The sequence below is a fragment of the Chryseobacterium sp. VD8 genome, assembly GCF_037149975.1.
GTDB lineage: Bacteria > Bacteroidota > Bacteroidia > Flavobacteriales > Weeksellaceae > Chryseobacterium > Chryseobacterium indicum.
On sequence record NZ_JBBCQL010000133.1, the window covers coordinates 1 to 12344 of the forward strand.

14 protein-coding genes are annotated in these 12344 nt (G+C 36.2%); 6 read left to right on the top strand and 8 right to left on the bottom strand.

Annotated features, from left to right (window positions below):
• From tssR to tssO, 4 genes are all read right to left on the bottom strand, one after another.
• Positions 1-1443: type VI secretion system protein TssR domain-containing protein (gene tssR, locus WFK35_RS14325; protein WP_336733121.1), on the bottom strand; the 1443-nt coding region annotated here is incomplete at its 3' end.
• 54 nt (positions 1444-1497) lie between these two features.
• On the bottom strand, positions 1498-2406 hold the full coding sequence (locus WFK35_RS14330) for a PKD domain-containing protein (RefSeq protein WP_336733122.1): 909 nt from the start codon (positions 2404-2406) through the stop codon (positions 1498-1500).
• A gap of 59 nt (positions 2407-2465) precedes the next feature.
• Positions 2466-2993: a type VI secretion system transmembrane protein TssO gene (locus tag WFK35_RS14335; RefSeq protein ID WP_336733123.1), complete on the bottom strand. Its 528-nt coding sequence runs from the start codon at positions 2991-2993 to the stop codon at positions 2466-2468.
• Between the two features lie 11 nt (positions 2994-3004).
• Positions 3005-3541: a type VI secretion system TssO gene (gene tssO, locus WFK35_RS14340; RefSeq protein ID WP_214588806.1), complete on the bottom strand. Its 537-nt coding sequence runs from the start codon at positions 3539-3541 to the stop codon at positions 3005-3007.
• A 179-nt stretch (positions 3542-3720) separates the two neighbouring features.
• Here tssO and WFK35_RS14345 point away from each other — a divergent pair, with 179 nt between their 5' ends.
• The 6 genes from WFK35_RS14345 (at position 3721) to WFK35_RS14370 (ending at position 8224) form a co-directional block, all read left to right on the top strand.
• Positions 3721-4392, top strand: a complete 672-nt coding sequence (locus WFK35_RS14345) for a LuxR C-terminal-related transcriptional regulator (RefSeq protein WP_214588805.1) — start codon at positions 3721-3723, stop codon at positions 4390-4392.
• 140 nt (positions 4393-4532) lie between these two features.
• On the top strand, positions 4533-4823 hold the full coding sequence (locus WFK35_RS14350) for an HU family DNA-binding protein (RefSeq protein WP_027388329.1): 291 nt from the start codon (positions 4533-4535) through the stop codon (positions 4821-4823).
• 365 nt (positions 4824-5188) lie between these two features.
• Positions 5189-6748 (top strand): ribonuclease E/G, encoded by a 1560-nt coding sequence (locus tag WFK35_RS14355; RefSeq protein ID WP_336733124.1) that lies wholly within the window; start codon positions 5189-5191, stop codon positions 6746-6748.
• 102 nt (positions 6749-6850) lie between these two features.
• A complete protein-coding gene (locus WFK35_RS14360; RefSeq protein ID WP_336733125.1) occupies positions 6851-7543 on the top strand; it encodes a hypothetical protein in 693 nt (230 codons plus the stop codon).
• 47 nt (positions 7544-7590) lie between these two features.
• Positions 7591-7755, top strand: a complete 165-nt coding sequence (locus WFK35_RS14365; protein WP_336733127.1) for a hypothetical protein — start codon at positions 7591-7593, stop codon at positions 7753-7755.
• 1 nt (position 7756) lies between these two features.
• Positions 7757-8224, top strand: coding sequence for an OsmC family protein (locus WFK35_RS14370; protein WP_336733128.1), 468 nt, complete (start codon positions 7757-7759; stop codon positions 8222-8224).
• Positions 8225-8826: 602 nt separating this feature from the next.
• Here WFK35_RS14370 and WFK35_RS14375 read toward each other — a convergent pair.
• The 4 genes from WFK35_RS14375 to WFK35_RS14390 form a co-directional block, all read right to left on the bottom strand.
• A complete protein-coding gene (locus WFK35_RS14375; RefSeq protein ID WP_336733130.1) occupies positions 8827-9315 on the bottom strand; it encodes a hypothetical protein in 489 nt (162 codons plus the stop codon).
• 48 nt (positions 9316-9363) lie between these two features.
• Positions 9364-9612, bottom strand: coding sequence for a hypothetical protein (locus WFK35_RS14380; RefSeq protein WP_336733131.1), 249 nt, complete (start codon positions 9610-9612; stop codon positions 9364-9366).
• Positions 9613-9692: 80 nt separating this feature from the next.
• Positions 9693-11615 (bottom strand): RHS repeat-associated core domain-containing protein, encoded by a 1923-nt coding sequence (locus WFK35_RS14385; protein WP_336733132.1) that lies wholly within the window; start codon positions 11613-11615, stop codon positions 9693-9695.
• Between the two features lie 187 nt (positions 11616-11802).
• Positions 11803-12344: integrase core domain-containing protein (locus WFK35_RS14390; protein WP_336733133.1), on the bottom strand; the 542-nt coding region annotated here is incomplete at its 5' end.

Genomic DNA, 12344 nt, shown 5'->3' on the forward strand with positions numbered 1-12344 from the left:
ATCAGATGATCTCGCACTGGTCTGGAACATGATCAGTCTCGCCTGAGCCTGCGTTAGAGAATTGATGACTCCATACATATTTCCGCCCTGACTGGACGATGTTCCCACCGTGATTACGATATTGGTTTCATCCGGAACGTTGGATAAGAGGTTTCCGGCTGCCATCAAACCTTCATTTACCGGCTGATAACCGCTGTTGCTTACACAGTTCATCTCATTGCTCTTCTGATCGATGAAGGTGGTTATTTTGCTGTAATCTGTACTTAAATTTGAAACCGCCACATTGTCTCCACAGGAATTATTTTTGTACAAAACCACGCCGTATTTTACCTGATTAAAATAGGATGGTTTCTCGAATCTCAACTGTAAATCCTGCAACAAGGATTTCACAATCGGAGCATACGGTGCATTGGGAGCACTGATATCTAAGGCAAATACGATGTTTATTTTTTTGTTTTTCTCCGTAATTTCGCGGTAACGGTCGAAATAAATCGGCTCTCCCAATACATTGAAAACGTAATTTTTACTATAATCTAAAATATTGGTAAAATACTTTGTTTTAGAATCCGGAGTGGGTGGTTCATTTAAGGGTAATGTTACCGGAAAAATATTTTCAAGCGGTGTTCTTTTGTTCACATCCGTTAATAAAACGGCGGTTCTGTTTTCGGTTTCGTTTCCTCCCGGAGAACCTTCATGAATTCCCAGCGTGGTTTCTGTAATTCCTGTGGTATTTTTCATTTTTACGGCAGAACGTTCTCCCCATGTAGAAACCACATTGGAACTTACCCATCCGTACAGACTTGTACTGATGCTGTCGATATCGATGTTTGGTTTTTTACCCACCAGAAATCTTTTGTTATTTTCTGCCTGTTTGTAAACGTATACGATCTGTCCGTTCGGGATTTTCACATCTGCCTGTTCAATAAGACTCGGCGAATTAAAAACCATAATAGAATCATTCTTATAATATCTTTCTGAGTTTTTGATGACCTCACTGTTGCTCGGAACAATGGCTACTCTTACCGGAAATCCTGTTTTTTCGCTTTTTAAAGAATTGCTCCATAAAAGAAGATCAGATTCCGGAATCCAGCCATAGGTTTTGATCTGTTTGGAAGATACTTTTTTCATGAGCGCATCCGGAATATATTCTGCAACTTTTACCATTCCGTCACGGTTTTTTAAAACCATTAAAGGCTCTAAAAATTTAACTTCTTTATAGGATTTCTCATCGCTTTTATCGAGATATGCGGTATTTCGGGATCTGTCTGATATGGCAATCCACGGAACTGATTTTTTAGGAAAACCGTTTACGACCGGCGAATTATCAACCTGTCCGTAATGGGTGGGTTCGGGAGTTCTTTTCGACGGCAGTTTTACCTGACAGCTTACGAGCAATACTGAAACTCCGATATAATATGCTGCTAGAGGAAGTTTATTTTTCATCCTGATTTATTTAATGATTGGTGTGTTGGTTCAAGAAAATTTCTGAACGGAAAATTATTTACTTTGGTTAATATCAACTTTGGTTACACAGTTCTGTGCATCATCGAAGTTTACCTTTACGGTCTGAATGACCATGTTTTTATCAAACTGAAGACCTGCACAGTACATGTAAAAGTTATTGACTTTGCTGTCACTTACTTTTACCACGGTATTTTCATTGTTGCACAGATAGGTTCTCAGTAAATAATTATAGTGCATATTAAAGCTGTTTCCGTTGGCAATCTGCTGAAGATGATATTTAAAATCATTATCTATTTTAGCATAAGCATCTTCTACACTTACCTCTTCTTCAAGCGCATCATAAGCGGGAAGAATTTTAATCTGATGAAGAATAGGCTCTGCACTTTGGTCGGTGTAGAGTGTTACGACATAATCTCCCGGTTTTTTGTAGGAATAGATCGCCATTTTATCTTTAGAATCGATGTTTCCGGTTTCTCCGAACTTCCATGTAAACTGTTTGGCATCGGAAATCGCTCGGAACTGTACGTTTTCAAACTGCATTGCCTGAGTCTGCGCATCGATTAAAGTTCTTGTTTTTGCAGAATCTACAGGCTTTGGAATTGATCTAGCGGAAACCATTACGGGAAAAGATTTAGAATATTTGTTATCAATAATCAACGTTACCTGATAATATCCCGGTCTGTTGTAAAAGTGGAAGCCGCTGTTTTTATCGCTTGAAGTTCCGTCTCCGAAGATCCATTTTTTGGTTTTTGCAAACTGGGTTTTGTCTTCAAACAAAAGGGTGTCTCCTACTTTCAGGGAAGAGGGATAAACTACCCCTACAATATCATCTGCGGAGTGGATCACCTTCTTCTGCAGCCACAGGGCAACCAGTGCCGCGATAAGCAGCGTCGCAATAACACCGATGATAATGTTCTTTTTGTTTTTTTGAAAATAATTCATAGTTAATGATTGTGTGATGTGTGTTTTATTTGGTGTGTCTTATGAAAGGATATGAAAATTTACTGAGTCCGCGCTTTTAAAGCTGTTTCCCGCTGAAAAAGCTGGCTTTTCTTTTCTTTAAAACCTATGGAGCATTCTTCAAACTGTTTTTCGAAGTTTTTAATGTTTTCCGTTTTGCTGGAAATTACTTTTTTGTCGTTGAAATACATTTTGTAAAATTTCGCAATCTGCGGATACGCATCTTTTCTGATATCTGAAATATTATCCCCGTTCTGGAAATAATTGGCGACATCGTTAATTCCGTACATGATATTGCTTTCTACAAAAGGCTGCGGCGATTCATCCGTTAAACGGTTGATCATCGAAAAGGTGCTGTCTAAGGTTTTATAGGAAAACTTCTGCTTTTGATCGAACTTTGCTTTTTCTTCAAGATTCTGCACCGAGATCATGTCTTCGTTTGAAAACGGAGATTCAAAACCTTTTAAAAAGATGATTCCCAGAAAAATAAGCGCTGCAAAAAGCATTACAATTAAGTATAAAAACTGATAATGCTTTTCTTTTTTAGATAGTGTGATTTGTCCCTGCATAATTTTAGTTTTTATCTTCTTCGTTTGCTTCCCGAGAATTTTCTTGTAGGATCTACCCTCAGCTCATGGTTTACAATGCCCACTTTACCGCGGCATTCGCTGAGGTCTCTTAATGCATTCTGCTCTTTGTAGGAAACATTTACAATCTGATTTTTCAGTGCAAGCATCGGCTCGATCTGTTTCATGAGAATGGAATAATGCTTAAAATTATCCGCGCTGTCTTTCCCCATGATGTTTTTGGCATCTCTTACGTTATCCATAATGTAGTTGCGGAGGAAAATATCGTTATCCACCTTGCTGATATCGAGCTGATCCATCCGGTACAGGATACTGTCCACATGAATTCTGAGAAGATCGCTTCTTGTAAGCAGTTCGCGGTAGTCGTCCGCCTGTTTTTTGATCCCTTCTCTTTGGATATCATAACTTTTAAAAAAGAAAAAGACACAGATGAAGGATACACCTGATAAGACAATGAATGACAGAACAAATTTCCAGATGCCCGCCCTAACGTCGGCATGGTTTAATTTTCTCTCCCTGTTCGAAGACATATTTTGTGATTTGGTTTGGTTATGTGAAATTATAAAAAAATAATTTATGCACAAAATTTAAGTTTTCACTTTAAATAATTCTATTTTCTGAATTAAATTAAGATTAATTTTCACTTTCAGCATATTTTCCTAATTTAGTGATCTGAATTTCAATTATCATCCACCAAATCGATAATAAAGTGAGCAAAATATTAACCAATACTGTGCGATTTTCTATTGCCGACAGTGATTTTTATTTTAAGAAAATCATGATCAAAACGCTGACGGAAAATCCGTTCTACATGCTGCTGAATGACTGCAACAACGGGCATGAACTTATCAGCCGGAATTACAGAAGACAGGAAGACGTATTTATTGTAGAGCTTTTTATGCCTGTTCTCAGCGGGCTGGAAGCCATCAAATATATCCGGAAAAGCGATTCTGAAACCCCTGTTATTACGTATTCCGGAACCTATCAGGAAGATATGGCGGAAATTCTTTCTAAAATTCCCAACACTTTTTACTGTGAGAAAAAAAGTACCATCATTAAAGAAATTATCAAAGGAAAAATTACCTCAGATAGTTTCGATTACGAAGCCTACACGAAACATTGGGAGCAGCAACCTTTAGCGGTAATGGATTATATGAACCGGCAGAAAAAAAGTCAGGAAGAACTTTCCCCAACGGAAATACAGCTGATGAAATTCTGCTATGAAGGCTTCAGTAACAAGGAGATAGGAGAAAAACTGAATCTCAGCACCAGAACAATCGACACCTACATCAACCGTCTTACGGAAAAGCTCGGACTGAAGACAAAACTGCACCTCATCCGCTTCTGCGTGGAGAATGGCTACTACAATTCGAGTATGTAATCGTGACTTACGACGACATCCTTACAGAATAAATACTGAGTTCTCAACCTCTTATCAAAAAATATTTTATCACTAATTTGCTAATATTCAATTTTTTTAACTAAATTTGCACACCTAAAATTTAAAATTAAAATAAGGAAATGACAAAGGCAGAATTGGTAAACACCATCTCAAATAAGTTGGGAACCGAAAAGAATGAAACACAGAAAGTTGTAGAGGCATTTATGCAAGAAATCAGGACTTCTATGTATAATGGAGATAATGTTTATCTAAGAGGTTTTGGATCTTTTATCATTAAAACAAGAGCAGCAAAAACAGGAAGAAACATCTCTAAGAACACTGCCATTGAAATCCCTGCTCATAACATTCCTGCTTTCAAGCCATCAAAATCTTTTGTGGAGAAAGTAAAAACGAAAGTTACAGTAAAATAAGAAATTAACTGAATATTAACTAGTTACTAAAAAATTATAATTATGCCAAGCGGAAAGAAAAGAAAAAGACACAAGGTTGCAACTCATAAGAGAAAGAAAAGAAGAAGAGCGAACAGACATAAGAAGAAATAATCTCTTTTTCTCGAGATTTACAATATAAAGATATAGTTGGTGATTTTAAATTTTAAAGCCTCACCGACTATATTTTGTTTTGCAACTATAAGATGTTTAAGGAAAAGAACGTTTTATATTTTATCAGAAAAATTAGCATTCATTCAATTGTTATGCGTAATTTAAGGTTAAAATTCATCTGATGAAAAAAACACTCTTTTCCTACAATCTTAACAATTTTATCTTACAACAAAATGAAGAAAGAACTAATAGTTTCGCATGAGGATGATCTTACAAAGATTGCACTGCTGGAAGACGGAAGACTATGTGAACTTCATGAGCAAGAGGACAAAAGCGATTTTATAGTTGGAGATTTGTTTGTTGGGAAAGTAAAAAAGCTGGCTCCTAACCTGAATGCAGCTTTCGTAAACATAGGATACGAAAAGGATGCCTTTTTGCATTATCAGGATCTGGGACCGCAATATCTCACGTACAGAAAATTTTTACGGGATACGATTTCCAAGAAACAAAATACTTCAAGCTTAAAAAATTTCGAGATACAACCCGAAATAGACAAAAACGGAACGGTAGACAAGGTAATCGCGAAAGACGATCTTGTGCTGCTGCAGATTACCAAAGAACCGATCTCTACGAAAGGACCGAGAATTTCCACTCAGGTTTCTTTAACAGGGAGATTCCTGGTACTCATCCCTTTCGATAACAAGGTTTCAATTTCCAAGAAAGTAAAAAGTTCCGAAGAAAAAGAGAGACTGAGAACGTTAATCGAAAGCATCAAGCCTGAAGGTTTCGGGGTTATTATAAGAACCGTAGCCGAAGGTAAAAAAGTTGCAGACCTTCACAATGACATGAATCAGCTGATTCAGAAGTGGGAAACAACTTTCAAAAATATACAGAAAAATAAAGTTCCGTCACGAGTTTTAAGCGAAGACGATAAAGCTTCAGCTATTTTAAGAGACAACTTCAACCAGGATTTCGTGAGCATTACCTGCGACGACGAACAGATGGTGGAAGAAATGAAAAACTACCTGGAAGTAATCGCTCCCGAAAGGAAAAACATTGTCCATTTTTACAATTCTCATATTCCTCTTCTGGAATATTATAATGTTGAAAAACAGCTCAAACAAAGCTTTGGAAAACACGTCAATATCCCAAGCTCAAAAGGTGCTTATCTGGTAATAGAACACACAGAAGCACTTCACGTAGTGGACGTAAACTCCGGAAATAATATCACAACCGGAACTGCCGTAAATAAAGAACACGCCTTAAGGGTGAACAAAATGGCAGCAACCGAGATTGCAAGACAACTGCGTCTCCGTGATATGGGTGGAATTATTGTGATCGATTTTATTGACATGCCCAACGCAGACCACAGAAGAGATCTGTACGAACATCTGAAGGAAGAAATGAAACGCGATAAAGCCCGCCATAAGATTCTTCCGCCTAGTAAATTCGGACTGATACAGATTACCAGACAAAGAAACCGTCCGGAAAAACAGATCGACACCAAAGAAGAAAACCCGAATAAAGACGGAGAAATTGCAGCTCCGATCGTTATTGTGGAAAGAATGGGAGAAACCCTGAGAACCATTATGCAGAAGGAAAAAGGAAAACTTTACCTTCACGTACATCCGTTTGTGGAAGCTTACCTTACGAAAGGGATCAAAAGCATCCAGATGAAATGGTTTATGAAATACAAAAAGTGGGTAACCGTTATTCCAAGGGATTCTTTTAAATATTTAGAATACAGAATTTACAATTCCAATAAAGAAGAATTGATAGGATATTCTAATTAATACAGGAAAAACTTAAAATCTCCATATTATTTTATGGAGATTTTTTATTTTTACAAGCAATCTGTATTTCATAGCTCTTATTATACAAACTGATACCTGAAAATGAAAAGCATTTTCTCCTTACTTTTATTATTGTGTTTCTTCGTCGCTTTTGGGCAGAAAGAGGATTCTGCTGCAATAAGCAAAATATTTAAAATTGAAGATTCTTTACTGAATAAAATTATTTCTGAAACTGACAGCACTTCCATAAATTCAAAAAGTATTATTCATATTCAAAAAGAAATTCTTTTAAAATACAATCAATTTATTGCAGCTTATCCGAATTCTGAATATTTGTTTACTGCATTTTTAGGCAAAGCATCGAAGGAGCAAAGTCTTAAACAATTTAATCGTGCAAAAAAATCCTACCTTTTTTGTTTAAAATTAACAGAAGATCAAAAAAGCGATAAAGAGCATGACAACCATTTTCTCTCTTCTTCTAAAAATTCATATCTAAATCAAATTTACCAAAGCCTCACAGACATTGAACTTGAAAATAATAACTTCACAGAGGCAATAAAATTTCTGAACAAAGCGAATGAACACCCTTTTCAGCCTTTTTGTGGTAATGCTATTGCAATGGAGGAGATTTTCATAGCAGAAAAATACGGCAAATGTTATATCGGACTAAACGAAAATGAAAAGGCACTGGATATTTTAATCCCATTATTGTTAGAAAACGGTTTGACTAATAATTCTGAAATTGTTCGGCAAACTTATGATCTTCTTTTACAAAAAACACAAAAGAATACTTAAGAATCAGCTTCGAAAAATCATTCAAAAATCTGATCTTAGAAAAGAAAATGAGCGGCACAAACGAGTATACTGCTTACAGCATTAAATTCTTAGACAGAAATGTAACACTGCCGTATTGGAAACTATATGATGCAACAACTGAAAAAGAACGAGAAGAAATAGTAAAAAATATTCTTAAAAATTCGAAATTCTATACTCTTTTAAAAAACTAAAATGAAAAATCACCATTATAAAATCACAGTTTGCTGGACGGGAAACAAAGGAAAAGGAACCAGTTCTTACAGAGAATACGAAAGAAGCCATGACATCTCTGCAGAGAATAAGACGATAATCCAAGCTTCATCCGATCCGTCCTTTCACGGAGACAAAACAAAATATAATCCGGAAGAGATGTTTCTTTCCTCAATTTCCTCATGCCATATGCTCTGGTATCTTCATTTTTGTTCCGAAGCAGGGATTATTGTGACGGAGTATATAGATTTTGCTACAGTCATCATGACGGAACTGGAAAACGGGAGCGGACATTTCACAGAGGTCATTCTCCATCCTGAAATCACGGTTTCAGACGAATCGATGATAGAAAAAGCTAAAGAACTTCACCAAAAAGCAAACAAATTCTGCTTCATTGCCAATTCTGTAAATTTTCCGGTAAAACATATCCCCAAAGTGTTAGTTAAATAATTTCTTAATCTAAATCAGTGTTCGAAAATCCTTATAAATACGGACATTTATTCGCAACAACTCTAAAAATAGAATTGAAAATTCCAATTAAAGAGATTTATTTATCAAATTATCATAAAAAATTAAATTATTTTGAATATTTATTTGGAATATCAATATATTTTTAACTATATTTAATAAAAATTCAAGTTTAATTAATTCCAACAAAACAAACCATAATAAAATAATAATTAATAATCTTCCACAACCTATGCTGTAATCCGAAGTATTTTTACTTCTTCAGAACAAATTAAGATTTTGCGACAACTGATACTTGAGATCCGGAAAATGATAATTCACAATCAATCAGCAACGGATTTAGAAGTAAAGACCTCTCTGAAATTTTTTATAAGTAATAAAGCACGGTAGAAACACACAGAAAAAAAATTCTTTATCTAAATGAAATTCGGCAGTAAGCTGTAAAATAATATGCAATCGCAAAGTAATAACAGCTCTATTTCATTACCAAAACAAGAATCCGCCTCAGTAGAGCCGGATTCTTTATTATTGAGCTTTTTTGTACATATTGCTCACGGATTACAAATCCGCGAGATCAGATTATTTCACCATACTTTTATTATACCTTTTTGCTTTGCAGCTCCTTCTATTTCAATCCTAATGGTATCTTTTAAATATGGTTGTTTTAAATATCCCCACACAGCATCAGAACTGTCCAATTTCTCTTTATCTTCAGGGAAAATATTTAATACAACAGAATCTTTTTTATTCCTTTCATAACTCAAATTGTATGGGTATTTAGTATAAGTATCAATTCTTGTATCTTCCATAGAGTGATAACCATATCTAAATACTTTTTCAATATAGGGTTTAAAATAAAATCCTTTTAAATTTGCAGAATCCACGATTTTATAATTCAAGTCTTTTACAAAGACTTTTCTTTGTTTTGATTCCCGAATAAGATCAGTTCCAATCCTATACTTCCATTTTTGATAACCGTACCAGCCAACAAATGAAGAAAAAATTCCGAATGCATAGTAAAAAAATACACAAAGTATAATAACGCCCGTAAAAATAAAAATTACTCTTTTCATAACTATTGAGTTTTATTTTTGTCCACACCATTAGAGGATCAGGGTTATCTACTTCGTGTCATTATATTTATTAAAAATATTTGTAAGGTTATATTTTTCACATATTCTTATTAATCCGTTATCAAATAGTTCGGTTTGATCTTCTTCACTTACTATCAATTGAGTTAAATATTCAATTTCATCTATAAAATCATACATTTCTTTGTGAGAAACTTTATTTACAGTCATTATTTTAACATATATCATTAAATCATGAATAACATTGATTAAATTATTGAAATTTTTATTTCTTACCATATATTTCGTATAATTTAAAAATTAATCTAATAAAATTTCAAAGCTATTACGAGTTATAACATTAAGACTTGTTTGAATCCCTAAACCTTCGGTTGCGCTTCCCGTAATAGAACCTGTAGTAAAAAAGATAATCCACCTGTAACTACCAAAGCAACTAAAATCCCTTCTCCTGCAATTGTTGTACCTGCCATTTGAAATGCCACTAAACCATTGTAAGCTAATTGAGAGGAAGGATTGGCAAAAGGATTATCAGGAGTAGCTCTTATATAGGAACCATCATCAGGAGTACCAAAAGTAGCCATACTCATTGCTTCTGCATTACCTCCTACTTGTATCAAAGGGTCTAAATTGTTAAACATCCCTAATCCACCTAATAAAGAGTTATTTTGGTAACTACCATTTGAATTTAACTGCGTTGTAGTAACATCGTAAGCTGTGTAAGTTCCTGATTTCCCAAGATAAGTTTCATTTTCTCCTGCTGTTGCCTGACTTGTAGCATTTGGATTCCAATAAACACTATTTGTTTGTCTATTATGTACCCAATCTTCATTCTGCATTCCATCGGGGTCTATAAATCTAATCGGGTTGTTAAACGCATAATTATAAGGACTCCATCTTCTCGAAGTTTCCGCGAGTGGATCTACGACTCCCCATCTTCCGATATCCGCCATATAAAACCTTGCACCGTAATCATACATGCCCGTCTCCTGCAACTCTTTCCCATTGTACTTATAATTCTTATACGAACTCACCCCGAAGAATGAATTTCCACTCTTCAAATGGTTCATTCCGAAAGGATAATAATCATTGGCGTCCACAATTTCAAGAGCGCCTGCGCTGTTTCTTCCGAAACTTACCCTCGTATTTCCCAAGTGATCTTTATACTGGTAAATATATTGATTTTTTATGTAATCGTAAAATCCTTCTGAAGTCGGCAAAAACTGCAGTTCAGAATTCTTCAGCATTCCCACAGATTCCAGACCTCCGATGTCCACAAGACTGAACGCCTGGGTTTCCATCGCTCTGGAACTCTCAAGATTGGATGCTGAAAAAGACGAACTTCCACCGCCTCCGCCACCTGAATTAGTGATGTTCTGATACTGGAAGCCGTCAAGGTAATCGATGGTCTTTACAGAGGTTGTGTAGCCATTAATTCCGGAAATCGTTGTGGTGTTTACCTTACGAAGCTTTGTTCCGTCGGCGCGGTATTTTGTGTCCAGTTTCACCATTTCAATGCCGTCCCTGCTGTATTCCAAATGGTGGGGAAGGTTTAAATGATTGTATTTGATCACACTGATTCCCTTATCCGGCATACTGATCATGTTTCCGTTCACATCATATCCGATGGTTTGTCCGCCGCCTTCGTATCCTGTTGCATTTTGTGCATAATCATTGATGCTGGTAAGCCTGTTGCCGGTATTGCCGGAAGCATAGATGTATTGCAGGTTATCAATCATGGTCGGCGTTGTATTCCCATATTCCAGAACCGAGGTTCTGTAAAGACTGGTGATATTTCCGTTAAGATCATACGCTAACGATTCCGTATTTTCTTTACTGTTCGGGTTTTGGGGATTCTGGTAAAACCCTGCCGTTAACCTGTTAATTTTATCATACGCATACCCGTATCTTTTCGGGGTTGTTGATGGATTGGCACCAATAGATTCTACGGCTCTCCAATCTACCTCGGCAATATTTCCGTTGTATTTCGGGACAACATTTTTTCCTGAAAACTGTGCCGTATCCGGATTTTCGATCCCCTCGCGACTGGTATATTTTATCTTGTAGGAAAACAGTTTTCCGCCAAGATCCGTTGCCGCCATCTGGTTTTTGTTGATCTCCGTCATCCAGCCGCGGATGTTGTAATCGTAATCGATGCTTTGCAGGGGCGCAGAACCCGATGTAGAGCCTACTTTCTTGTTCACAAGCTGGGACAGATCATTGTAGGTGTTTTCGGCAAGCAGTTCTTCGGGATTATTGTCTACCTGATGGTAATGTTTTACCAACCTGTTCTGAGAATCGTACTCAAATCTTTCCTGTACCGTTACCCCGACTTCGCCCTGCTTTCTGAGGTTAAAAATGAAAGCATCTTATTTTGTGCTGCTCTTTATAACATAAAACCCACCGTGTAAGTCTCCCCGAAGGTTGGACAGAATTATACCCTCATTTTGTTTTGTAAAACTATAAAATATTTCATTTCGGTGATGTTGGTGTTGAATGATTTTGTTGGAAAGGAGAAAACTCGGAGATGGAATTCTGTTTAGACGAGTTTTCCTTTTTCAACAAATATTGCATTGGAGAAAGATTCTGTAAACTTTCGTGTGGTCTTTTGTTATTATAATGTTCCACCCATTCCGTGGTAATTTCTCGTACTTCTACTAAATTGTTGAAAATTCTGGCATCCAAAACTTCGGTGCGGTAGCTACGATTGAATCTCTCAATAAAAGCATTCTGTGTAGGTTTTCCAGGTTGAATATATCGGATTTCAATCCTATGCCTGTGGCACCAATTTGTGAAAACACTACTCGTAAACTCTGGACCATTATCAGTTCGAATTGCTTTGGGTTTTCCTCTTTCTTTCACAATCCATTCCAACAAATCCGTCATATGAATCGCTCCGATGGAAAGCCCAATCTCAATCCAAATTGATTCGCGGTTGTAATCATCAATGATATTCAATGTTCTAAATCTTCTCGAATTGAAAAGCGCATCACTCATAAAATCGATACTCCAAA